Here is a 21,315-nt window from a genome sequence, read left to right as displayed (position 1 = left end):
AATATTAATTGTGTTTCTAAGAAATATATATTGATTTTTATGTTTGGTTTTCCGCCCTAGGATGTTTCCCATCCCCCGGCAGCGGCTGAACCCAAGGCGCCGATGACGGCAGGAATGTTCACCAACCAACAAAAACATGATTGGAGTTTCTGATGAGCCTCTCGCCTTTTCACCTCGCTATCCCCGTTTACGATCTGGCTGCAGCGCGCACCTTTTACGGTGAAGTCTTTGGTCTTGAAGAAGGGCGCTCCAGTACTCAGTGGGTCGATTTCGACTTTTATGGCCACCAACTGGTGATTCATGAACACCCGAAAACCGCGTCCCAGGAAAGCGTTCACAGCAACCCGGTCGACGGTCACGACGTCCCTGTTCCGCACTTCGGCATCATTTTGGGATGGCAACAGTGGGAAGCATTGGCCGAACGTCTGAAGTCCTTTGGCACCGAGTTTGTGATCGAACCTTACATCCGCTTTCAAGGGCAGGTGGGTGAGCAGGCCACCATGTTCCTCTTTGATCCTTGCGGTAACGCCCTGGAGTTCAAGGCGTTCAAGGATATGAGCCAGCTCTTCGCCAAGTGACAACCGTCATGGCACAACCCGGTTGTGCCATTTGGTCCCTAGTGAGCTGGAAGCTCATGACTCTAGCAACTGCCGCTGACGCAGACCTTTCCTTCCAACAAAAAGGCTAGACATGAAACGTATTCCCCTGGTGTGGCAAATCGTTGCCGGGCTGTTGCTTGGCGTGCTCGTCGGTTGGTATCTCAATACCCATCCGCAATATCAAACGTGGGTCAGTACAGAGATCCTCAAGCCCCTCGGTGACATCTTTATCAAGATGATGAAGATGGTGGTTGTACCGATTGTCTTCTGTTGCATGATTCTGGGCATCGCTGGCGGTGGCGATAACAAGTCGTTTGGCCGCATGGGCATCAAGTCGCTGGGTTATTTCTTTGCTATTACCGCGCTGGCCATTGTCATCGGCTTGTGTTTCGCAAACCTCTTTGAACCGGGTAGCGGCACCGATATTTCCGGCCTGTCGCATGGCACGGCATCGATCAACATGGAACCCTCGAAAGGCGCGCTGGTGATCGTGCAGAACATCGTGCCGGATAATGTTCTGGTGGCGATGTCGGAAGCGAAATTGCTCTCGGTACTGTTCTTCGCCGTGCTGTTCGGCCTCGCTTTGAATGCGTTGCCAAGAGAAAAAAGTGCGCCAGCCATCGCGGTGGTTCAGAGCATTTCCGATGCGATGTTCAAAGTGGTCTCTATTGTCATGGCCTACGCGCCGGTCGGTGTCTTCGGCATGATTGGCGCCACGGTCGCGACATTTGGTTTTGCCTCGCTGTTGCCATTGCTCAAGTTGATCGGGGTGGTTTATCTGGCGCTGATTGTGTTCGCTCTGGTGATACTCGGCGGCATTTGCTACTTGATTGGCGAGAACATTTTCAAATTGATTCGCTACTTCCGCAGTGAATTGATTCTGGCGTTCTCAAGTGCCGCATCCGCCGCCGTCATGCCGCAGTTGATGAGCCGTTTGGAGACCTACGGTGTACCGCGGCGGATCGTCAGTTTCGTGGTGCCGGTGGGTTATGCATTCAATCTGGATGGCGCTTCGATCTTCCTCGGCGTCGCGACGATCTTCGTCGCGCAGCTCTATGGCATCGACCTGTCGCTGTCGCAGCAGATCCTGCTAGTGGTGACGATGGTCCTGACGTCCAAAGGCGCGGCGGGGGTGCCCGGGTTTGCCATCATCATCCTCTCCGCTACGTTGGCTTCGGCCGGTCTGCCCCTGGAAGGCGTGGCATTGATCGCGGGTATTTTCAGGATCATCGACAGCGGTACGACCACGCTGAACGTATTGGGCAATGCCATCGCACCGCTGGTGATTGCCAAGTGGGAAAGGGCAGCGCTTGAACCGTCAGGTGTTCATCCCGCTGCCGAAGTGTGAGCCTTCAAGCGTCGGACCCTCACGTTTGAAACCGCACCGATAACGAGTGCACGCCCGCTGGCGCAGGGGCGTTTTTTTTGGGTTGCTTTACTAGACGACCGGTCTATTGAATAGGAGTGCTTATGATTGATAACGCTGTTGATACCGACCTTTTTTCGCCCATGCAGATGGGCGCGCTGCAATTGGCCAATCGAATTGTCATGGCCCCCGTGACGCGCAGCCGGATGGCCGACGACGGCGTACCGAATGAAATGCATGCGACTTACTACGCTCAGCGTGCGAGTGCAGGTTTGATCATCGCCGAGGCGACGAACATTTCCGCTCAGGGACGTGGCTATGCGATGACGCCGGGCATCTGGTCGCAAGCGCAGGTCGCCGGGTGGAAACAAGTCACCGATGCGGTGCACGCGGCCGGCGGAAAAATCGTCTGCCAGCTGTGGCACGTGGGGCGTTTTTCCAGTGTCGAGTTGCAGCCCAATGGCGAAGCGCCGGTCGCACCCTCGGCCATCAAGGCTGAGGGCAGCACGTATACCGAGAAAGGTTTTGTCGAGGTATCGATGCCTCGCGCGCTTGAGATCGCGGAAATTCCTGGAATCATCGAGCAGTACAAACTCGCCGCCGAGAATGCCAAGCGAGCCGGCTTCGATGGCGTCGAAGTGCATTCGGCCAACAGTTATCTGCTCGACCAGTTTCTGCGTGATTCGACCAATCAGCGCACGGACCTCTATGGCGGCTCCATCGAGAACCGTGCCCGGCTGACGCTGCAAGTGACGGAAGCGGTGGCGTCCATCTGGGGCAGCGACCGTGTCGGTATCCGCCTGTCTCCGGTAACGCCCGATGCCGGCAATACGCCGCCCGACAGCAACGTCATGGCGACTTACGGCTACCTGATCCAGCAACTCAATCGATTCAATCTGGCCTACCTGCATTTCGTCGAAGGCGCCACGGCCACTTCTCGCAGCGTTCCTGCGGGCGTGGATCTTGACGCGCTGAGTGCGCAGTTCGACGGCGCGTTCATTGGCAACAACAACTATGACCTGGCGATGGCGCTTGAGCGTCGGGCGCAGGGCCATATCGATGCGGTGGCGTTTGGGCGTTTGTTTATTGCCAACCCCGACCTGGTCGAGCGCTTGCGCCACGGTCTCGAACTGACCATTGCCCCGCGTGAGAGTTACTACGGCGGTGGCGCGAAAGGCTACATCGATTGGCCAACCGCTAACGCCTGAATGGCAACCCTGACACCGACCGGGCGCAATCGCATTCACTGCAAAGAGGAACGGAACATGAATTATCTACACAACAAAGTCGCCATCGTCACCGGTGCATCTTCCGGTATCGGCGCGGCCACGACGCGCGCGCTGGCGGCACAAGGGGTTCGCGTGGTTGCCGCTGCGCTGGACGAAAAGGGCCTGCAGGCGTTCGTCGCCGAGTTGCGTGAGGCCGGCCATGACGTGGTCGCTTTTACCGTTGATGTGACCCGGCTTGAGCAAACCAGAGCACTCGCCAGGTTCGCGCAGGACGCCTATGGCGGTGTCGACATTCTGGTGAATAACGCCGGGCTGATGCTGTTCTCCAATTGGGTCGATCTGGCCGTGGAGGATTGGGAAAAGATGATCGACGTGAACATCAAGGGTTATCTCAACGCTACTGCGGCAGTGCTGCCTGTGATGCTGGAGCAGCGGTCCGGGCAGATCCTCAATATGGACTCGGTGGCCGGCCATCAGGTCGGGCCGGCGGCGGGTGTTTACAGCGCTACCAAATTTTTTGTGCAGGCCATGACCGAGTCCATGCGCAAGGAACTGGGCGTACAGCATGGCATCCGCGTCAACACGGTCAGCCCCGGCGTTATCAATACCGGTTGGGCGGACAAGGTCAGTGATCCGCAAGGGCGCAAGGCCGCCCAGGAACTCAACCGCATCGCCATCGCGCCTGACGATGTTGCCCGTGCGGTGATCTATGCGCTCAACCAGCCGGAAAACGTCACCGTCAACGACCTCATCATTTCGCCGACGCGCCAGGACTGGTGAGTGTTGGCTGCTGCAGCCACCGGGTGCCAGCCTTGGCTTCCGGTGGCCTTTGTAACTCACCCCCAACGAAAGGAAACAACCATGTCGAAGAACATCAAGGCTGTACCGACCGCCGAATACACCGCTGTCATCGCCACCGCCAATCAATACGTCGAAGGTCTTCGGGTCGGTGATGCTCAAGGCGTTGCTCAAGCCTTCCATAAAGAGGCGGTGATGTACGGTTTCACCAACGGCGAATTACTCGGCGGCCCGATCAAGAACCTGTTTGATTTCGTCGAGAAAAACGGTGCTGCCCCGCAAATCAGCACACGTCTTGACGTGCTGGCGATCACACCGACCACCGCAGTGGTGCGCGTGGACATGGAAACCGATGCGATCGGTGCTGACTACAACGACTACCTGACCCTGATCAAAATGGGCGGCGTCTGGAAGGTCATCGCCAAGGTTTATCACCAGTTCGAGGCCTGAGTCTCGGTCGATCCCGGTAGTCCGTTGCCGGGATCGGCGGATGATCAATTACAAGGGGATACGAGATGAAGGTTAAGTTTTCCGCTGTCGTGGAAGGCGCTGCACAACAGGTCTGGAACGTGGTGAAGCAGTTTGGCGAGATCAAGAACTGGCACCCTTCGATTGTGGACAGTCATATCGAAGGCGCAGGTCCCGAGATTGTGGGCTGCATTCGCACGCTCACGTTGAGCGATGGCGCCGTTGTCAGAGAGCGCTTGTTGTCGGTTGATGACTCGGCGTTGAGGCTGTCCTACCGTTTTGAAGAGTCGCCCTTACCGCTGGACAACTACGTGGCCAGCGTGGAACTGGTTGCTTTGTCAGGCCAGGACAGAACACTGGTCAGTTGGCTGGCCAGTTTCGATCTTCGAGAACCGACCAGTGCCGAGCACTATCAGGCACTGATTCGCAGCCTGATCGTCGACGGCCATGGTGGGCTGCAGGCGCTGCTTGCTCGGTAATACAAAACCCAGGTTCACATGCCCCGCATTCCCGCAAGGAATGCGGGGCATGAAGCGAATGAATTTTCCCTCTCGCGCTCTTCGGCGTAGCGTGCTCGAAAAACCAGGAGCATTGCCGTGAGCCAAACCTCGACCAGCCCCGCAGAAAAATTCGACACCTCCCGCGCCAGCGAATACGCCCGCCAAAGCCGCATCGCGCTGGCCGGCTACGACGCCTGTCATGATCTGGCGGCCTGCATGTTGGCGGCGAGCCTGGGTTCGCGTCCGGCCAACATACTGGTGGTCGGCGCTGGCGGCACGGCGCAGGAAATCATTGCGATGGCGGCGCTGGAGCCGCAATGGCATTTCACCGCAGTCGACCCTTCCGTACCGATGCTGGAAACCGCGACAGCGCAACTGCAGGCCAACGACTTGCTGCACCGAACCCAGGTGCATCTCGGCCACGTCGAAGATCTGCCGGCTGCTGCCTCATTTGATGCGGCAACGTTGATCGGCGTGCTCCATCATCTGAACGGTGATGAGCCCAAGCGCCAGATCCTGCAAGCGATTCAGGCGCGGCTCAAACCGGGCGCGCCGCTGATTGTCGCCGGCAACCATTACGCCTATGCCAGTCAGCCATTAATGCTCCAGGCGTGGGGGCAGCGTTGGCGGCAGCAGGGCGTCAGTGCGCAGGAGGTGAAGGCCAAGCTGGGCAAGATTCTACAAGGCGCTGACCCGCCGCATTCCGAAGCGGCGGTTCAGGCGTTGTTGCATGAGGCCGGGTTTGGCGAGGCGACGCGGTTTTTCAGCAGTTTGTTCTGGGGGGCTTGGCTGGCGTGTAAAACGCCTTCTTGATGCGGACTGGTTCGCAAGGTGCGCTCAGACATGCCATTAACGTCACCGTCGGCGTTCGATCCATTGTTCCCTGGTCAGCCCATAGCACTTGCACAGGGCCGGTGCTCCGGAGAGGCTCAACTCGGCGTCGTACAAGTGCACGGCACCGATTTTCAACGCCGCTTTTTGCGAGCGGATATTGGCGGGCCCAATGTGAAAATAGACGGTGCCGTAGACTTCGAATACATGTTCCAGCATCAGTGCCTTCAACTCACGATTGGCATCGCCACCCCATTTTGCCCGCACCAGAAAGGTGTAGCCGATGGCAATACTTTCGGGCTGATCGGGTGGCGTGTAGTAGCTCGACATACCGACGATTTGCCCCGATTCGATATCGATAACGACGAGTGCTTTTCCGCTGGCCAGTCGAGCGGCAAAGTACCTTTCAAACACCTGCCGTTCATAGCGATCGTGGGCAGGATGGCCGGCCCAGATGAGCGGGTCACTCGCCGCTGAAAACAACGCTTCAAAGTCACTGGCGGTCAGCGCCCTGAGCTTTAGCGTGCGTCCATGAAGAACGGGTTGGCAGTCGAATTCGCATACCGGCATGGTTTCTTCCTGATCGATCTGAGGAGTGTGACCAGTCTAGGGTGGCAACAGGCTAAGGAAAGATCCAATTCGGTGGGAATTCATGGAGCCAACGGTTGTACCCATGACAATTTATTGATTGTGTTGATTTTGCGACTCTACGATGAGCTTTCGGCTATCTCGCACGAGGCTCGGCATGCACATTGCCATTCTGACTGTCGAAGGTTTCAACGAACTCGATTCACTGATTGCCTACGCCATGCTCAACCGGGTTCGGCAGCCGGACTGGCGCGTGTCCATCGCCAGTCCCACAGCCAAGGCGCGGTCATTGAACGGCCTGGTTCATCGCACGGCTTGTCGGTTTGCAAGCTGCACGCGATGCGCTGCATGACGTGGCGCCGGTGGCGGAGAAAGACCGCTACATTGAGCGGGCGCTGGCGAATATTGCGCCGTTCTTGTAGGGCAGGGATCAGCTCTCGCGGGTATCGGTTGATTCCACCGCCGCCTCAGCCTCCAGTTTCGCCCGCTCAGCCTTGCTGATGTACTTGGGCTTTTTCGGCGCCAGTTTGGCGCTGGCCTTCTTGGCCTTTTCCTTGAACAACTGCTGCAGTTTCTTTTGACGATTCATGTTTTCTGTCCAGCCTGCTCTTGCGCGCAAAAGGGGCGAATCCTGACGTAAGCGTCGGGCCAAGGCAATGCCCATTCTTCACATTGCGATAAAGTCGCGCACTGCCTTGATGGTCGGTGCCGGCGCCTCTTCCATCAACCAGTGTCCGGCTGCCGGAATCACCACCTCGGTAACGTTGTCCGCGGCATTGCGCATGACGATTGCTTCGTTGTTGCCAAAGGACTTTTCACCGCCCACGGCGAGCACCGGCATGGCCAGGTGTTTCTGCAGAACGGGGGCGTTGTCGAGGGCGTCCTGACGAATGCTGCGGAACTGGGCAAAAGCGGCGTGCATGGCGCCGGGGCGGGCGTAGAGCTTGGCGTAATGCTGGCGGGTGCCTTCATCGATTTTGGCCGGGGTGCCGGCGAACTCGTTCCAGAAACGGTCGAGGTAGATGCGTTCGCGCCCGGCAACCAGACGCTCCATGTCCGCGCCGCCGAAGTCGAAGTGCCAGAGCATCGGCGAACGAACGATGTCGTTCCACGGTGTGATGCCGGGTACGGGCGCATCCATCACCACCAGGCGCTCGGTCAGCTCGGGATAGCGCGCGGCATAGGCGAACGCGACCATGGTGCCGATGTCATGCCCGATGACCACCGAGTGCTCGATCTTCAGCGCGCTCAACACCTGACGAATGTCGCCGGCCTGGGTCTTCTTGTCGTAGCCGTCCTGCGGAATCGATGACAAACCCATGCCGCGCAGATCCGGCACCACCACGGTGTGATCGCGGGCCAGATCCGCCGCCAGCGGCGCCCACATGTCGCCGGTATCACCGAAACCATGCAACAGCACCACGGCCGGACCCTTGCCACCAACTCGCACATGCATTGTCGCGCCTTCGACTTTGATGTCCTGAGTGTGGAAGGTGGCGGGGAAGGGGGTGATGTCGGCGTGGACCTGGAAACTCAGGGCGAGCAGGGCGAAGCCAGTCAGCAGCAGGCGGGTCATGGCGAAGTCTCCAGGCGTGGTGGCGATGGAGAGAGCGTAGACGTATCGATCAGGGGCGGCGGAGTTTCATCCGCAAGCAAATGCTGCCTCGATAAATGCCCCCAGCGCCTGCTCTTCGAGAATTTCGATCGAGAAATGCCCGAAGCGCTTGGGCAACCAGATGATGCGGGTTCCGGAGGGCGATTGCAGGTTCTCGCGGGTCAACGGCTGGCCGTTCTCGTCTTCCGGCTGAACTCCGTTGGCGAGCAGTTCGTCGTAGGCCAACTCGATATCAGGGGTCGTGTAGCAATGACGGTAAATCATGCCTTCGCCCACCGTATCCAACAGTTCCTTGAGATTCCCCGCCAGCGGCTGGACCAGCATAAAGCGTTCCTGACCGATCAACGCCACGGCATAGCGTACGTGCAGACCCCCGCGATTCCAGGTCTGCGTTGTGGAGATCCGCGCCTGAAGGATCTGCGCGTAATAGGCACAGGCTTCTTCAAGGTCTTTGACCAGTACGTCGATGTGGCTGAACTTCAAATCCATGAAATAGCTCCTGTCAGGCAGTGTCGATGGGCTGGGCGTAATCGACGATCGGTCAGCCGGAATAAACTAAGCTGATGTGTAACGTCAAGATGACACAGGAGCAACCCACCATGAAGGCGCGCCGCATGAACAAGTCACGCACGTTGATTGCAACGATTTCCTCTCTTGCGCTGGTTTTCAGCTCGGCGATGGCATTGGCTGATCCCGGTAATGGCAAGGGCCAGGGCAATGGCAAAGGTAATTCGCAGAATGTGCAGGGCCACGGTAACCAGAAAGGTAACGGCAACAAGGGCAACAACTCGGGTGGTGACTGGAGTCATGGCCCAAATATCGATCGCGGCAATGTGCTCGGGATTGTTGGTGGCTACCGCGACTACTGGAGTCCGGGGCCTGCGCTACCACCGGGCATTCAAAAGAATCTTGCACGCGGCAAGCCATTGCCGCCCGGTATCGCGAAAAAGCTCGATGGGCGTTTGGCCGGTCATCTGCCGCATTACGATGGCTACGAATGGCAGCAGGCGGGCACGGATCTGATATTGGTTGCGCTGGCCACCGGCCTGATTTACGAGGTGCTCAACGGGGCGTTTGATTAAGATTTCCTGCCCCGCTGCGCACCACCTACCCCGATCAGACGATTTTCAAAGCGCTCAGCACGATCAGCGATTGCTCGGCAAAGGCCTGGGCTTGCTCGGTCAGTGCGGCGATGTTGGCTTCGGCGGTGGTCAGCGTTTTGCCGTCCTTGACCAACACTTCGTTTTGTTCGGCGATGACGCTCCACGCCAGTTGCGCCCACTCCGCCGGGTGCTGTTTGCCCTGGCGGATTGCAATCAGGAACAGTTGCTGGAAGCGGCTGACCATGACGCCACCGCCGGTGACCGGGCTGCTCAACACCTGAATGTCGGCGTTGAACAGCGCGCGCTTGCACAGTTGCAGGTTGAACGCCGCGCAGCGTTCGTACACCCGCGCCTCGGCGGCTTCGCTCTGGCACGGGGCTACCGCACCCATGCCGACCAGGATGGCGAGCGCCTGTTCCAGATCGTCATAGGCGATTGGCGACACCGCATCGAATAACTGCTGCATCGTTTTGGCTTCATACGTCTGGCCCGCGAGGGCATCGAGCAGCGGGCCGTAGATTTCCGCTTGCAAAGACGCTTCGCCAGCGGGGCCGGTGACGCTGGACGCTACGTTTTCTGCTGGTTGCATGAGGACAAAGCGTGTTTTGAGCATGCGCGCCCGGCGCTCGGCGGCGCAGAGCCGGTTGGCACCCCGCACGTACAGATCACGACGGAAAGACTGATTGACGAAGTAGTCACGTGCCTGCTCGCGCATCACCGGGTGCTCGATACCGTCGAGAAAGGTCAGGGCTTCGGCACTCAGATTGAGTGCATCAACCGAATCCAGCGGCACCGCTGTCGTGACGTAATCGAGCTTGGCCGGGGCCAGCGCATCCACCATGTCGGCAAAATACATGCAGTTCCAGTCGCGATTGAAATATTCGTGGGCGACGTATTGGCGGTCCTGACCTTTGATGGTCTGCAGTCGGGCGCCCAGACTTGGCGCGGCGATGGCGTACTTGGGGTTGGCCGCCAGCAGCGCTTCGGAAAACTGCAACGCGGCGTCGATGCGCTGATCCGCCCGCGTCGAGTGATTGGCGAAGCGGTCGTGCAGGCTGAACAATTGGCGCAACGGCGCCGCAGGCGACCAGCCCGGGAATGCGTTGTAACTGACGTACAGATGACCACCCGGCTTGAGGTGGCGCCGAGCGAATTCGACAATCAGTTTCTGGTTGTCACGGCTGACCCAGGTCCAGATGCCGTGCAGGCTGATGCTGTCGAATTGCGGCAAATCATGGCGCGCCAGCAGTTGCTCAAAGCTGTCGTCATAGAGTTTTGCGCCGTTGTTGCTGAGTTCTGCCAGCTCAATGGCATGGGCCGCCTGACCGGGGTGGAAGTCGGTCCCGACGAAGCCGGCAGGGCTCGCCGTGGCGTGGATATTGATCGACACACCCTGGCCAAAGCCGAGTTCACAGTGATAACCGTCGGGATTGTCCAGACCGGCAACGCCGCGCAACAACAGGCAGTAACGCTGGAAAACCGGATTGATTTCCCGGCTATAGCTGTAGGTGTAGCCTTCGTCGGTGAAATAACCTTCGTTCCAGGCGTTGCTCATGGGTGCAGCCTCTTGAATCGTAATAGAAAGTGGCTTTTATACGGGGAAACTTGTGCCGTTAAACCCCTCGGTGTCCATCAGGATGTTGTCGGCAGGATCGAACCATTCGATAGGGTCCATGCGGATATTTCGCAGAGCCACCGTTTGAAGGTGAGACGCGTACAGCGGCTCGGCCCAATAGTTGATCAGTATCGAACGCCGGCGGCCACCCAGCAGGTTTCGGCTGCCGGCATGCAGCAGGTCGACATCGAACACCAGAATATCGCCCGCACGGCCCGTGAGCTGGACTGACCCCGACTCATCATTGACGTCTACCGGTGGCGCTCCCGGCGCCGGGCGATGGCTGCCGGGGACGATGCGGGTCGCGCCGTTGTCGGCACCATAGTCATCGAAAAAAGCCAGGGCCACCGCACAGTCGCCGGGGCGTTGCGCGGACAAGTCGCGATGCAGCTGCTGATGGCCGCCCCCCGCAAGCGGTTCGCGACCCTCAACCTGGGACAGAAAGAAGCGCTCGGCGATCAGCTCACCGACCACGGCCAACACCGTTGGCAAGCGGCACACCGCGCGCACGGTCGCCTGCTCATCCAACAGCGAATGACGCCAGTCCTGACCCCGTGGGACGGGCCAGCGATCTGACGGCAGCACACCCGCATCGAACGCCTGGCGCAGGTCGTTCAGCCATTCGGCGGGTATGGCATGACGGAGCAGGGCGAAACCTTGTTGATGGAGCTGTTCACGGTTATTCATGATCGGACGTGTCCGCTCCTCACAAACGCACGCCCATCTCCAGGGCACGGGTTTCGAAGCCGAACTCGGCATACATGCGTACCGCGCGCTCGTTGAATGGCCATACCGTCAGGCGCAAGTCCTGAGCATCTTGCTCGATAGCCCAGTCTTTTACCCGTTGAATCAGTGCGCGGCCAATGCCTTTGCCCCAGAACGGCTCGGCGACACACACCGAGCCGATGCGCACCACATTCTGCGGCTGCATCAGCGGGCCGGAACTGGCGGACAGGATGGCCGTAATGAACGCCACGGGCCGTTCACCGGCGCTGGCGATGAAGACGATCTGGCCAGGCTTTTCGAATACCCCGGCCCAGTGCGGCAAATCGCGGGCAAAATCTTCGGTGGCGGCGGCGTAGATATCAGGGCGAGCGGCGTGGTGTACCGAGTTGAGCAATTGGCCCAATTCGCTCATTACCGGCGCATCGTCAGCAGTGGCAATGCGATAGGTGATGACTTCTTCCATGATAAAAATCTCTTTGTTGTAGATATTGCCGCAGGTTCTCAGCGGGTAAGAGCAGCGTTGTTTGTCACTTTGCCGCAATTCTGAAAAAACGCTCTGGGCGGCACGGTGCAAGGGCAGCAGATGACTGGTGATCCAGCAGCTCTTCACTGACGAGGCGCCCGACGATTGCCGCCAGCGTCACACCGGGATGCATCGCGCAAACGTAAACTCCACCGACCCCAGGCAAGTAACCGACAACGGGGAGGCCATCAGCGGGCATGGGCCGAAGCCCGACGGCGACGGTTTGCGGCGCAATGGAAACCACACCGTGAAGTTCACTCTGTATGGCTTCGGCGGTTTGCCGGGCGATGTCAGTCGGCGAGTTGCCCGGCGCCTCTCCCAGATAATCTTCAGCGGCCAGCAATGTGCCGTCGGCGCTTTGCCGAATTTCCATGACAGGGCTGGAAATGATGCCTTTAACGAGGCCCGGTTGGGTCTGGTAACGGATGAAAATGGCGGGCGAGGCGTCGATGGGCAGGGAGACGTTGAGCATCTGTGTTAACTGCCGGGTGCCAGTCCCCGCGGCAAGCACAACAAGGTCAGCATCAAACGTGCCCGCTGTGGTTTCAACGCCGGTGACATCTGCGTTGCAGGTTTTGAAAGCGGTCACTCGGGTTTGCGTGAGCAATTGCGCCCCCAGCGCCTGGGCGCCGGCAATCAAGGCGTGGGTGGCCTGCACGGCGTCGAGTGCGCCTTCTTCAGCAAGAAATAACGCGCAGGGTGGGGGATTTTTCAGGTTGGGCTCGCGGGCAAGCACTTCGGCAGACGATAACAATGTCGCCGACGCCCGATACTCTGCTGATTCGCTGTACGACAGCGCTCCGGTCCAGCGAATCTGCAAATCCGGCAGCTCGGTTTCGAGTCGTCGGTAGGCATCTATGGCCATACCGCGCAACTGCGCAATCGGCTCAGCGCCGGCGTGCGTGGCAGTGATCCAGGCGAAAGAGCTTGCCGTCACGCCGCTCGCGATCTCGTCAGCCTCGATCAGCGTGACGTGTGCACCTTTGCCAGACAGGTGATACGCAAGCGAGGCGCCGACGATGCCCGCACCCACCACCACAATTCGTCGATGTGTTGCCTGGTTCATTTCAACATTCCCTGTTGTCGATCGGCTGATCCTGCAGCAGGGAGACGCAGCGAGCAACCAGAAAAAAGCCCGGCCAAAAGCCGGGCTCGTACGCTGGCAACGGGTTAAGCAAGCATATCTCCGGCGGGCATTAGGCCTGCCGGTCCGTGACGGATGCTCAGTCGCTATGGATCAAGGATCAGGTTACGACGCCGAATGCTGACTGACATGCTTGGGCCCCGCCAGCGCCCAGGCAATCAACCCGAACAACGGCACAAACACGATCAGCACAATCCACACACCCTTATTGCTCGCTTTCCCCTCGCTCTTGCGCACCCGATTGATGGCCCAGAGTTCGATTAGCAGAAGAACTGCCGCCAGTACGATCCACACGGTTTCGATTTGCATTGGCTACCTCCTGATGGTCTGTTCGTTAGGTGGCGTAGGGTGCGGCGGGTTCATTTATTTTTATTCAGGGCATTGAGCAGGCGGGCCAGTTGCAAGGCGACGCGGCCGCTGTTGTAGGTTGGCAGCAGGTGGGTGAAAGGGATCTCGATGATGCGGTTCTCGCGCACCGCGCGCAGTTGCGAGAGGACCGGGTCGTGGGCCAACAGGTAGCGTTTGCGGCGGGCGGGCGACCATTCGGCGTCGGCCAGCAGGATCACGTCCGGGTCGCTGGCCAGCAGGGTTTCGCTGTTCACGGTCACTCGATAGAGGTTGATGTCGGCAAACACATTGCGCGCACCGGCAGCGGCCAACAGCTGGGTGACAAAGCCACGTCGACCTTCGCTGTCGAGACCTTTGACTTCGCTGTCGAGATAGAACACGGACAACGGTTTACCTACACCGGCCAAGGCTCGGGCGCTGGCAATGTCCTTTTCCATGGAGTCGATCAATGCTTGGGCTTTTTGCTGCTGGTGCAGCAGCTTGCCCAAGGTCAGCAAGTCATTGCGCACATGCGCGAAATAATCCAGTGAGTGCCCGTTGCAGGCGGACTCCAGCAGATACGAACCCACGCCATTGCGCGCAAGCCCCGAGCGCGAGGTCACCCCGTCGCCGAACGCCGTGGCAAAACCGCCGATCACCAGATCCGGCTTCGCAGCGTAAAGCACTTCGCTGGCCGGGTACTGCCGCGCGATTACCGGTACGCCGAAATACTCGGCTTGGCGCTGACCGGCACCGGTGTCATCCAGATACGCCACGCCGACCAGCGCTGGCCCGGCACCCAGTGCGAGGACGAGATCGGCCGCATGCTGATTGAGCGCGACGATGCGCGAAGATTGATCGGCGCTCCATTCTTCGCCGCAATTGCGGTAACTGTCGGCGAGTACAGGCATTGAGCAGAGCAGGGCGCCAAGTACGTACAGAATCGATCTCATGTCTGCACCTTGATCAGCAAATCCGCAACCACTTCACCGCCCACCAGATGCCCCTCGACCAGCCGCTGCACATCTTCATGGCTGCGCACGCCATACCAGCAGCGCTCCGGATACACCGTTACAATCGGCCCCAGATTGCACGGAAACTGGCAGTGCGTACGCGTCAGCAAGACGCCATCCGGCGTCTCGATGCGATCGTGCGCGAGCAAATGCCGGCGCAGGGTTTTCCATAACTGCAAGGCGCCGCGCTGGGTGCAACGCGGGCCGGTGCAGAGGAATACATGGCGCGCATGCTCGGGCACATTTGACCAGTCCGGGTGCGTGTCGACGCCGTCGACGGTTTTGATTCCACTCATCAGAAGCGGTACGTGTAGCGCACTTCGGAGGTGAACGGCCGGCCGAGGTTGTCGACGTTGCTCGAACGGCTGGTGACGTAATCGCGGTCGAACAGGTTTTCCACCAGCAGGCTCACGCGGTGCTGATGAGCGTTGTCGAGGTAGCGATAAGCGTCGGCGTCGACCACGGAATAGTTACCGTACTCGACTTGCTTCGAGCTTTTGATGTCGCGGATATAGCGGATCGCACCGCCGGCGCCCCACAGACGGTTTTCCGATTCATAGCCAAGCCGCGAGCGGGCGAAGAAGCTCGGGATATCGTTGAGGGTTACACCGCTGCGCGATTCGGTGAGGTTGCGGGTCATGTCCGCTTGCAGGCTCCACTGATCGTTGAGCGCGAGTTTGGCGTCGGCCTCGAAACCGCGCATACGCAACTGGCCTTCACCGTTGACCCATTGAATGTCGTCGAGGGTGATCAAGTCGTCGATCTTGCGTTTGAACAGGGTCACGCTGGCGCTGAATTCGCGGTCGAGCAGAAAGCCTTTGTAGTCGACACCCAGCTCCGCATTGCGGCTTTTTTCCGGCTTCAGGTTGCGATTGCCGATCTCGTCGCCCGGTTCATTGACGAACAGCTGCTCGGCGTTCGGCAGTTTGTAGGCGCTGCCGTACTGACCGCGCACCGACCAGTTGTCGTTGAGGTCATACAGCGAAGTGAGCATGCCGACGGTGGCACCATCGCCACCGCTCATGGCTTCGTGACGCACACCGATGCTCGGGTGCCAGTCGGGCAGGGCGTCGATCTGCGGGCGCAGTTGCGTGTAGAAAGCGTGGGCTTCGGCCTTGTCGTTATCGATGATCAACACATCATCCTGGCCCTTGAACCACTGGTTGTCGGTGCCGAACACCAGTACATGGCCACCGGGCAATTCAGCCTTGCCCTCGGCCTGCACACCCCAATCGGTGAAGCCCCAATAGTCATTGTGGTTGATGACTTTGGTGCCGCCGCCCTCCACGTTGTTGACGCGGGTATAACGCGTGTCCCAGTCGTTGATATGGCCTTTGACGAAGTAGCTCAGGCGCTCATTGACGGTCTGCTCGAAGGTCGCCGTGGCGATCTGCTGCACGCGGTCGTTAGTGGTCTTGTGGTTGTCGACCGGGCGGGCGAAATCGAGGTTGGCGTCGGCGTATTGGTAAAACAGCTCCAGCCGCGAATCATCGCCGAATGACTGAATCGCCTTGCCGCCGAACGTGGTGACTTCGTAGGCGCGATCCTTGCCGGAATCGTTTTTCATGTCGCGGTTGCGATAGGGCTGGTAACCGTCGGAGACGTTATGGCTGAAGTACGCCAGCAAACCGAGGTCACCGAAACCGTTAGTGAAGATATTCTCGACGCGGGCGTCTTCGGTGGTGCCGCCAAAGCTGTCGACGCCCAGATTCACCTCGCCGGCGGCTTTGCGCGATTGCGGGCTGCGGGTGACGATGTTGATCACGCCGGACACGGCCTGGGTGCCGAACAACAGGCTCTGCCCACCCTTGAGCACTTCGATGCGTTCGATGGCGTTGGCCGGCAGAGTGTCCAGATAGAGGCCGCCGTACAGGCGATTGTTCAGGCGCACGCCGTCGAGCAGGATCAGCGTGTCGTCGTTGCGCCCGCCGAGCAGCGAATACGTGCCGTAGTCGAAAGGGCCGTTTTTCGGCGCCACATACAAGCCTGGAATGAACATCTGCATCACGCGGCTGACATCGGCGCTGGGGCCGGCGCGTTCGATCTGCTCGCGGCTGACGATTTCGACCTTGCTGCCGAATCTGGCCATCTCGGCGACGGTGGTGGATTCCACTGACGGTGCAGTAACGATTTGTTGATTGAGTTCCAGCGGCGCGTCGTCGGCCAGTAGCAGCGGGCTGAACAGGCAGCCAAGGAACAGGGTTGGAGCAGAAGTGTTGAAAGGTCGAATCATTGTCTTCTCGAAAAGGATCTTCGCAGAAGAGCATGCAAGAGAAGGCATCGCGCACAGCCAATACCGGCCCATGCCCGCCCACCGCAGGATTTTGCCAAACGAAATTCCAGGCCGGTCTCCGGGCTCGCGCGTATCGAGGTTTTCACCTTCCCATGGCCGTCTGGCCACAGTGGTGTATTGAAAACATCACGCGCATACCGTTGCGGGGGCAGCACCGGACTTGTTCGAAAAGAACGTACCGGTTTCCCGTTTCACCCCATGCACGGCGGCATGGGACACCTGAAACTGGCCGGCATCTGAACATTCGAGGAGCGTCTCGTCAATGTAGCAACCACCAGGGGAGCTATTGGATACGTTCCAGAGCGACAAACTGGCCACTCAACCACGCATAAAGCTGAGACACCGCCGGGGTGATCTGCTTGCGATGCGGGCACACCAGACTCAACGGTGAGGCATTGCCGGGAAAATCCTTCAGTAGCACGACCAGTCGCCCTGCGATCACGTCTGCACTGACGTCCAGCCAGGATTTGTTGGCGATGCCTTCGCCGCTCAACGCCCAGCGGCGCACGATGTCGGCGTCGTCACTGAACATCGGTCCCGAGACCTGGATCGTTTCACTGCCCAGACTCCACTTGTCGTAGATCCGGCCGCCTTGCTGGTAGAGCAGGCAAGCGTGGTTGTGCAGATCATCCGGCGTTTGCGGGTATCCGTGGCGCTCCACGTATTCCGGTGCGGCGACCAGCACCCGCCGGTTCCACGGTGCCAGCGGCAGCGCCACGTAGTTGGCATCTTCATTCGAGCCGTATCGAATCGCCACGTCTACCGGGTCACGAAACAAGTCGGCCATCTGGTCCGACAGGGAAAAGCGCAAGGTCAGTTCCGGGTGCTGGCGGCGAAACAGTGTGAGCCACGGCAGCAAAATGTTGCGCCCCAGATCGGACGGCGCCGTCACTTGCAACACGCCGCGCAACGTGGCGTTTTCACCGCGCAGGTTTTCCTTGCCTTGCTTGAGCGCCTCCAGCACCGAGTGGGCAGTGGGCAAGTATTGCTCGCCCTCGGCGGTTAATCGCAGGCTGCGGGTGGTGCGCGCAAACAGGCGCACGTCCAGCTCACGCTCCAGACGCTTGATCGCCGCGGCAACCTGACCGGGCAATAAATCCGCCTCATGGGCGGCAGCTGTGAAGCTGCCCAGCGCGGCGCTGCGGGTGAACAAACCAAGATCATCGATGCGGATCATTTTCACTCCTGAAGTGAAAGTGTTGGCGCATTCTGCTGGTTTTTCTTTGTGCTTGGGAAGTCGAAGATGGCGGCAAGCGAGCACATCAGCTCTTCAGACAGCGAGTTTCCATGAAAGCCATCACCTTCACCCAACACGCTTTGCCCATTGAAGATCCGCAATCGTTGCAGGACATCGACCTTCCGGTGCCAACTCCCGGCCCCCGGGATTTGCTCGTAGAAGTTCGTGCGGTGTCGGTCAATCCGGTCGATACCAAAGTACGCGCCGGCACTTTCACCAAAGAACCGAAAATCCTCGGCTGGGATGCCGCCGGCATCGTCCGCGAGGTCGGGACTGAAGTGACGCTGTTTCAGCCTGGCGACGAAGTGTTCTACGCAGGCTCCCTTGCCCGCACCGGCAGTTATAGCGAATTTCACCTGGTGGACGAGCGAATCGTCGGGCACAAACCGCGTTCGTTAAGTGCTGCGGATGCCGCGGCATTGCCGTTGACCTCGATCACCGCCTGGGAGCTGTTGTTTGACCGTCTCGGTGTCACCGAAGGTTCAGGGCAGGGCAAGTGCCTGTTGATCACGGGGGCAGCGGGCGGCGTCGGTTCGATGCTGGTGCAACTGGCCCGACAGTTGACGCAGCTGACCGTCATCGGCACCGCCTCGCGGCAGGAAACGGCTGACTGGGTCCGGCAATTGGGCGCGCATCACGTCATCGATCACAGTCAGCCGCTGCTCGCACAGTTGCAGGCACTGGGCATCGACGAGGTCAGCCATGTCGCCAGCCTGACCCATACCGAGGAGCATTTTGCGCAGCTGATCGAAGTGCTCCAACCACAAGGGCGTCTGGGCGTGATCGACGATCCTGAAAGCCTCGACGTAATGCCGCTCAAGCGCAAGTCGCTGTCGCTGCACTGGGAGCTGATGTTCACCCGTTCGCTGTACGAAACCCCGGACATGATTGAGCAGCATCACCTGCTCAATCGCGTCAGCGATCTGATTGACCAGGGCATTTTGAAAACGACCGTCGGTGAACATTTCGGCGCGATCAACGCGGCAAACATGCGCCGTGCCCATGCCTTGGTCGAGAGCGGCAAGGCCCGAGGCAAACTGGTACTCGAAGGTTTCTGATTTCACTCATTCAGACGGGCCTGCACGCGGGCCGGTCAGGAGCAGCTCATGCGTATGAAAAAGCTTTCTGCTGCATTGGCCATGGTCATGGCAGCGCCGTTCGCCCATGCAATCAGCGCCGTGCCGTTGCCGGCCAATGCCCCCGCCGACCGATCCTTCGGCAAGCTCGAACAGGTCCATGCGTTCTACGACGCAATGCCCACCGGCGTGACCGTCACCGAGACCGGACGAATCTTCGTCAACTTCCCGCGTTGGGGCGACAACGTGCCGTTCACCGTGGGCGAGATCCGCGACGGCAAAGTCGTGGCTTACCCGAACGCGGCGATCAACCAGGAAAACCTCAACGATCCCAGTGATGGTCTGATCAGCGTACAGAGCGTGGTGGCCGACGGGCGCGGTCGTGTCTGGTTGCTCGATACCGCCGCGCCGGGTTTCGCAGACCCAAAACCCAAAGGCGCGAAGCTGATCGCGGTGGATCTGGTCAGCAACAAGATCGTCAAACGCCTGGTGTTCCCGGACAACGTCATGTTGCCGAGCACCTACGTCAACGACATGCGTTTCGACTTTCGCACAGGCCCGGAGGGAACGGTCTATCTCACTGACTCGTCCCTGCGCGGACCGGGCGCGATCATCGTCATGGACATCGCCAGCGGCAGTGCCATGCGCCGCTTGAGCGGTGTGCCGGCGACCTCGGTTGACCCGACCTTTGTCCCGGTGGTTGAAGGCCTGCCACTCACCGTTGAAGGTCCGGACGGCAAGCGCAAACCGCTGGGCGTGGCCTCGGACGGCATCGCGCTGTCGGCGGACGGCAAGACACTGTATTTCACACCGCTGTCGAGTCGGCACCTGTATTCGGTTTCCACCGCGTTGCTGCGTGATGCCAACTTCAGTGAACAGCAACTGACGGCCGCCGTGCAGGATCTGGGGGAGAAGGGCGCGTCCGATGGTCTGGAGGCTGACGCCGCCGGCGCCGTCTATGCCGGCGATTACGAGCACAACTCGATCCGCAAGCGTCTGCCGGACGGCCAATGGCAAACGCTGGTACACGACCCGCGCCTGCTCTGGCCAGACACATTGTCGATTGGCCCCGACGGCTATCTGTATTTCATCGCCAACCAGTTGCACCGCCAGGCGGCATTCCGTTCCGGGCAGGATCAGCGGCAAAAACCTTACAGCCTGATGCGTCTGAAGATCGACGCAGCGCCGGCGCCGACGCGCTGATTTCCAAGCGGCATTGAGTTCTACGTTTTCACTTTTCAGATCAGGAGTTCAATCATGGATCTCGTTTCTCTGGCCAAGCGCCGTTTCACCACAAAAGTTTTCGATGCCGACCGCAAGATCCCCAGGCACACACTGGAGTCGCTGCTGGAACAACTGCGCAACAGCCCGTCGTCGGTCAACTCCCAGCCTTGGCATTTCGTGGTTGCCGAGAGTGATCAGAGCCGGGCGCGAATCGCCCACAGTACTCAGGGGCCGTTCAGCTTCAACCAGCCGAAAATACTCAACGCGTCGCACGTCATCGTCTTCTGCACTCGCACGCATCTGCCCGAGGAATACCTGCAGGCGTTGCTGGCTCAGGAAGCCATGGACGGGCGTTTTCACAATGCCGAGGCGCGAGCAGGGCAGGAGCGTGGACGGCGCGGTTTTGTCGATCTGCATCGCTTCGATCAGAAAGACCTGCAGCACTGGATGGAAAAGCAGACCTACCTCGCGCTGGGCACATTGCTGCTGGGTGCCGCCTCGCTGGGTATCGACGCGACGCCGATGGAAGGTTTCGACAGCAAAGTCCTCGACAGTGAACTGGGCCTGCGCGAACAGGGCTTCACCAGTCTGGTCGTGGTGAGCCTGGGCTATCACAGCAGCGAAGACTTCAACGCAGGCCTGCCCAAGTCCCGCTTGCCGTCCCAGTCGCTGTTTACCTTTCTCTGAATGCACCCGGTCCCAGGAGTATTGAAGATGAGCCAGTCCACAGAAACATTGATCTCGATTGCCGTGCTCAAGGCCAGGTCAGGCCAGGAACAGGCCTTGAAAGAAGGCTTGCTGGCGCTGGTTGAGCCGACACGCGCAGAGCCGGGCAATCTCGACTATGTGTTGTTTGAACTGCGCGACCAGCGCGGCACGTTCTACATGCGCGAGGCCTTCATGGATCAGGCGGCACTGGATGCGCATTTCGCCATGCCTTACTTCAAGCGCTTTGCCGCCGCGGCGGATGATCTGCTGGAAGAGCCGCTGCAACTGATATTTCTTGAGCACGTGTCGAACTGATCCAGTCGTCCATTCAA

General features: G+C 59.4%; 25 protein-coding genes, 1 pseudogene and 1 riboswitch. Of the genes and pseudogenes, 13 read left to right on the top strand and 13 right to left on the bottom strand.

The window, feature by feature from the left end:
* Positions 1-152: 152 nt before the first annotated feature.
* From BMY54_RS13800 to BMY54_RS13770, 7 genes are all read left to right on the top strand, one after another.
* Positions 153-578, top strand: a complete 426-nt coding sequence (locus tag BMY54_RS13800; protein WP_026000724.1) for a VOC family protein — start codon at positions 153-155, stop codon at positions 576-578.
* A 112-nt stretch (positions 579-690) separates the two neighbouring features.
* On the top strand, positions 691-1,947 hold the full coding sequence (locus BMY54_RS13795) for a cation:dicarboxylate symporter family transporter (protein WP_093433419.1): 1,257 nt from the start codon (positions 691-693) through the stop codon (positions 1,945-1,947).
* A gap of 122 nt (positions 1,948-2,069) precedes the next feature.
* Positions 2,070-3,173, top strand: coding sequence for an alkene reductase (locus BMY54_RS13790; RefSeq protein ID WP_093433416.1), 1,104 nt, complete (start codon positions 2,070-2,072; stop codon positions 3,171-3,173).
* Positions 3,174-3,230: 57 nt separating this feature from the next.
* The gene (locus BMY54_RS13785) at positions 3,231-3,974 is read left to right on the top strand and encodes an SDR family oxidoreductase (RefSeq protein ID WP_093433610.1); all 744 of its coding nucleotides are present in this window, start codon (positions 3,231-3,233) and stop codon (positions 3,972-3,974) included.
* 81 nt (positions 3,975-4,055) lie between these two features.
* On the top strand, positions 4,056-4,442 hold the full coding sequence (locus tag BMY54_RS13780) for a nuclear transport factor 2 family protein (protein ID WP_093433413.1): 387 nt from the start codon (positions 4,056-4,058) through the stop codon (positions 4,440-4,442).
* 65 nt (positions 4,443-4,507) lie between these two features.
* Positions 4,508-4,939 (top strand): SRPBCC family protein, encoded by a 432-nt coding sequence (locus tag BMY54_RS13775; RefSeq protein WP_093433410.1) that lies wholly within the window; start codon positions 4,508-4,510, stop codon positions 4,937-4,939.
* Positions 4,940-5,056: 117 nt separating this feature from the next.
* Entirely contained in the window at positions 5,057-5,773 is a 717-nt protein-coding gene (locus BMY54_RS13770) for a class I SAM-dependent methyltransferase (RefSeq protein WP_093433407.1), read from the top strand.
* A 42-nt stretch (positions 5,774-5,815) separates the two neighbouring features.
* Here BMY54_RS13770 and BMY54_RS13765 read toward each other — a convergent pair whose 3' ends face one another.
* Positions 5,816-6,361: a GNAT family N-acetyltransferase gene (locus BMY54_RS13765; RefSeq protein ID WP_175559600.1), complete on the bottom strand. Its 546-nt coding sequence runs from the start codon at positions 6,359-6,361 to the stop codon at positions 5,816-5,818.
* Between the two features lie 175 nt (positions 6,362-6,536).
* Here BMY54_RS13765 and BMY54_RS30745 point away from each other — a divergent pair.
* Positions 6,537-6,683, top strand: a pseudogene (locus BMY54_RS30745) (AraC family transcriptional regulator); the annotation flags it as partial.
* A 126-nt stretch (positions 6,684-6,809) separates the two neighbouring features.
* On the opposite strand, the gene BMY54_RS13755 reads toward BMY54_RS30745, so the two are convergent.
* The 3 genes from BMY54_RS13755 to BMY54_RS13745 form a co-directional block, all read right to left on the bottom strand.
* Complete coding sequence (locus BMY54_RS13755; RefSeq protein WP_093433404.1) at positions 6,810-6,968, bottom strand: DUF2986 domain-containing protein; 159 nt, start codon at positions 6,966-6,968, stop codon at positions 6,810-6,812.
* Positions 6,969-7,046: 78 nt separating this feature from the next.
* Complete coding sequence (locus tag BMY54_RS13750) at positions 7,047-7,955, bottom strand: alpha/beta fold hydrolase (RefSeq protein WP_093433401.1); 909 nt, start codon at positions 7,953-7,955, stop codon at positions 7,047-7,049.
* A gap of 66 nt (positions 7,956-8,021) precedes the next feature.
* Positions 8,022-8,483 (bottom strand): VOC family protein, encoded by a 462-nt coding sequence (locus BMY54_RS13745; RefSeq protein ID WP_093433398.1) that lies wholly within the window; start codon positions 8,481-8,483, stop codon positions 8,022-8,024.
* A 125-nt stretch (positions 8,484-8,608) separates the two neighbouring features.
* Between BMY54_RS13745 and BMY54_RS13740 the strand changes: the two genes are divergently transcribed.
* A complete protein-coding gene (locus BMY54_RS13740; protein WP_175559608.1) occupies positions 8,609-9,076 on the top strand; it encodes an anti-virulence regulator CigR family protein in 468 nt (155 codons plus the stop codon).
* 34 nt (positions 9,077-9,110) lie between these two features.
* Here BMY54_RS13740 and BMY54_RS13735 read toward each other — a convergent pair whose 3' ends face one another.
* From BMY54_RS13735 to BMY54_RS13695, 9 genes are all read right to left on the bottom strand, one after another.
* Positions 9,111-10,652, bottom strand: a complete 1,542-nt coding sequence (locus BMY54_RS13735; RefSeq protein WP_093433392.1) for a methyltransferase regulatory domain-containing protein — start codon at positions 10,650-10,652, stop codon at positions 9,111-9,113.
* Positions 10,653-10,688: 36 nt separating this feature from the next.
* Positions 10,689-11,399 carry a phytanoyl-CoA dioxygenase family protein gene (locus BMY54_RS13730; RefSeq protein ID WP_093433389.1) on the bottom strand — a complete coding sequence of 237 codons (711 nt, stop codon included), beginning with the start codon at positions 11,397-11,399 and terminating at the stop codon, positions 10,689-10,691.
* Positions 11,400-11,418: 19 nt separating this feature from the next.
* Entirely contained in the window at positions 11,419-11,901 is a 483-nt protein-coding gene (locus tag BMY54_RS13725) for a GNAT family N-acetyltransferase (RefSeq protein WP_175559599.1), read from the bottom strand.
* 64 nt (positions 11,902-11,965) lie between these two features.
* Positions 11,966-13,027 carry an NAD(P)/FAD-dependent oxidoreductase gene (locus tag BMY54_RS13720; RefSeq protein WP_139213404.1) on the bottom strand — a complete coding sequence of 354 codons (1,062 nt, stop codon included), beginning with the start codon at positions 13,025-13,027 and terminating at the stop codon, positions 11,966-11,968.
* A gap of 183 nt (positions 13,028-13,210) precedes the next feature.
* Entirely contained in the window at positions 13,211-13,414 is a 204-nt protein-coding gene (locus BMY54_RS13715; RefSeq protein ID WP_007916127.1) for a PLD nuclease N-terminal domain-containing protein, read from the bottom strand.
* 50 nt (positions 13,415-13,464) lie between these two features.
* Entirely contained in the window at positions 13,465-14,385 is a 921-nt protein-coding gene (locus tag BMY54_RS13710; RefSeq protein ID WP_093433386.1) for an ABC transporter substrate-binding protein, read from the bottom strand.
* Entirely contained in the window at positions 14,382-14,741 is a 360-nt protein-coding gene (locus tag BMY54_RS13705) for a (2Fe-2S) ferredoxin domain-containing protein (RefSeq protein WP_093433383.1), read from the bottom strand. The genes BMY54_RS13710 and BMY54_RS13705 overlap by 4 nt, the downstream gene beginning before the upstream one ends.
* Positions 14,741-16,678, bottom strand: coding sequence for a TonB-dependent receptor plug domain-containing protein (locus tag BMY54_RS13700; protein ID WP_093433381.1), 1,938 nt, complete (start codon positions 16,676-16,678; stop codon positions 14,741-14,743). The genes BMY54_RS13705 and BMY54_RS13700 overlap by 1 nt, the downstream gene beginning before the upstream one ends.
* Before the next feature lie 91 nt (positions 16,679-16,769).
* Positions 16,770-16,976: riboswitch (cobalamin riboswitch) on the bottom strand.
* A 45-nt stretch (positions 16,977-17,021) separates the two neighbouring features.
* Complete coding sequence (locus tag BMY54_RS13695) at positions 17,022-17,915, bottom strand: LysR family transcriptional regulator (RefSeq protein WP_093433378.1); 894 nt, start codon at positions 17,913-17,915, stop codon at positions 17,022-17,024.
* A gap of 110 nt (positions 17,916-18,025) precedes the next feature.
* Here BMY54_RS13695 and BMY54_RS13690 point away from each other — a divergent pair, with 110 nt between their 5' ends.
* The 4 genes from BMY54_RS13690 to BMY54_RS13675 are packed head-to-tail and all read left to right on the top strand — an operon-like array spanning position 18,026 to position 21,298.
* Positions 18,026-19,033, top strand: coding sequence for a zinc-binding alcohol dehydrogenase family protein (locus tag BMY54_RS13690; protein ID WP_093433375.1), 1,008 nt, complete (start codon positions 18,026-18,028; stop codon positions 19,031-19,033).
* Between the two features lie 48 nt (positions 19,034-19,081).
* Positions 19,082-20,254 carry an L-dopachrome tautomerase-related protein gene (locus BMY54_RS13685; protein WP_093433373.1) on the top strand — a complete coding sequence of 391 codons (1,173 nt, stop codon included), beginning with the start codon at positions 19,082-19,084 and terminating at the stop codon, positions 20,252-20,254.
* A 54-nt stretch (positions 20,255-20,308) separates the two neighbouring features.
* On the top strand, positions 20,309-20,962 hold the full coding sequence (nfsB, locus tag BMY54_RS13680; protein WP_093433370.1) for an oxygen-insensitive NAD(P)H nitroreductase: 654 nt from the start codon (positions 20,309-20,311) through the stop codon (positions 20,960-20,962).
* A gap of 27 nt (positions 20,963-20,989) precedes the next feature.
* Positions 20,990-21,298, top strand: coding sequence for a putative quinol monooxygenase (locus BMY54_RS13675; protein ID WP_093433368.1), 309 nt, complete (start codon positions 20,990-20,992; stop codon positions 21,296-21,298).
* Positions 21,299-21,315: the final 17 nt, after the last annotated feature.

It is taken from the genome of Pseudomonas sp. ok266, assembly GCF_900110195.1.
Taxonomy (GTDB): Bacteria; Pseudomonadota; Gammaproteobacteria; order Pseudomonadales; family Pseudomonadaceae; genus Aquipseudomonas; species Aquipseudomonas neuropathica.
Note: the sequence above shows the minus strand (reverse complement) of the source record. Positions and strands in the feature narration are given on the sequence as shown.

Bases quoted from the DNA above. Each gene is read 5' to 3' on its own strand.
- BMY54_RS13705 (WP_093433383.1), bottom strand. From the start codon at position 14,741: ATGAGTGGAATCAAAACCGTCGACGGCGTCGACACGCACCCGGACTGG.
- BMY54_RS13755 (WP_093433404.1), bottom strand. From the start codon at position 6,968: ATGAATCGTCAAAAGAAACTGCAGCAGTTGTTCAAGGAAAAGGCCAAG.
- BMY54_RS13720 (WP_139213404.1), bottom strand. From the start codon at position 13,027: ATGAACCAGGCAACACATCGACGAATTGTGGTGGTGGGTGCGGGCATC.
- BMY54_RS13715 (WP_007916127.1), bottom strand. From the start codon at position 13,414: ATGCAAATCGAAACCGTGTGGATCGTACTGGCGGCAGTTCTTCTGCTA.
- BMY54_RS13800 (WP_026000724.1), top strand. From the start codon at position 153: ATGAGCCTCTCGCCTTTTCACCTCGCTATCCCCGTTTACGATCTGGCT.
- BMY54_RS13710 (WP_093433386.1), bottom strand. From the start codon at position 14,385: ATGAGATCGATTCTGTACGTACTTGGCGCCCTGCTCTGCTCAATGCCT.
- BMY54_RS13765 (WP_175559600.1), bottom strand. From the start codon at position 6,361: ATGCCGGTATGCGAATTCGACTGCCAACCCGTTCTTCATGGACGCACG.
- BMY54_RS13700 (WP_093433381.1), bottom strand. From the start codon at position 16,678: ATGATTCGACCTTTCAACACTTCTGCTCCAACCCTGTTCCTTGGCTGC.
- BMY54_RS13685 (WP_093433373.1), top strand. From the start codon at position 19,082: ATGCGTATGAAAAAGCTTTCTGCTGCATTGGCCATGGTCATGGCAGCG.
- BMY54_RS13740 (WP_175559608.1), top strand. From the start codon at position 8,609: ATGAACAAGTCACGCACGTTGATTGCAACGATTTCCTCTCTTGCGCTG.
- BMY54_RS13675 (WP_093433368.1), top strand. From the start codon at position 20,990: ATGAGCCAGTCCACAGAAACATTGATCTCGATTGCCGTGCTCAAGGCC.
- BMY54_RS13695 (WP_093433378.1), bottom strand. From the start codon at position 17,915: ATGATCCGCATCGATGATCTTGGTTTGTTCACCCGCAGCGCCGCGCTG.
- BMY54_RS13775 (WP_093433410.1), top strand. From the start codon at position 4,508: ATGAAGGTTAAGTTTTCCGCTGTCGTGGAAGGCGCTGCACAACAGGTC.
- BMY54_RS13730 (WP_093433389.1), bottom strand. From the start codon at position 11,399: ATGAATAACCGTGAACAGCTCCATCAACAAGGTTTCGCCCTGCTCCGT.
- nfsB (WP_093433370.1), top strand. From the start codon at position 20,309: ATGGATCTCGTTTCTCTGGCCAAGCGCCGTTTCACCACAAAAGTTTTC.
- BMY54_RS13785 (WP_093433610.1), top strand. From the start codon at position 3,231: ATGAATTATCTACACAACAAAGTCGCCATCGTCACCGGTGCATCTTCC.
- BMY54_RS13745 (WP_093433398.1), bottom strand. From the start codon at position 8,483: ATGGATTTGAAGTTCAGCCACATCGACGTACTGGTCAAAGACCTTGAA.
- BMY54_RS13795 (WP_093433419.1), top strand. From the start codon at position 691: ATGAAACGTATTCCCCTGGTGTGGCAAATCGTTGCCGGGCTGTTGCTT.
- BMY54_RS13750 (WP_093433401.1), bottom strand. From the start codon at position 7,955: ATGACCCGCCTGCTGCTGACTGGCTTCGCCCTGCTCGCCCTGAGTTTC.
- BMY54_RS13725 (WP_175559599.1), bottom strand. From the start codon at position 11,901: ATGGAAGAAGTCATCACCTATCGCATTGCCACTGCTGACGATGCGCCG.
- BMY54_RS13780 (WP_093433413.1), top strand. From the start codon at position 4,056: ATGTCGAAGAACATCAAGGCTGTACCGACCGCCGAATACACCGCTGTC.
- BMY54_RS13735 (WP_093433392.1), bottom strand. From the start codon at position 10,652: ATGAGCAACGCCTGGAACGAAGGTTATTTCACCGACGAAGGCTACACC.
- BMY54_RS13790 (WP_093433416.1), top strand. From the start codon at position 2,070: ATGATTGATAACGCTGTTGATACCGACCTTTTTTCGCCCATGCAGATG.
- BMY54_RS13690 (WP_093433375.1), top strand. From the start codon at position 18,026: ATGAAAGCCATCACCTTCACCCAACACGCTTTGCCCATTGAAGATCCG.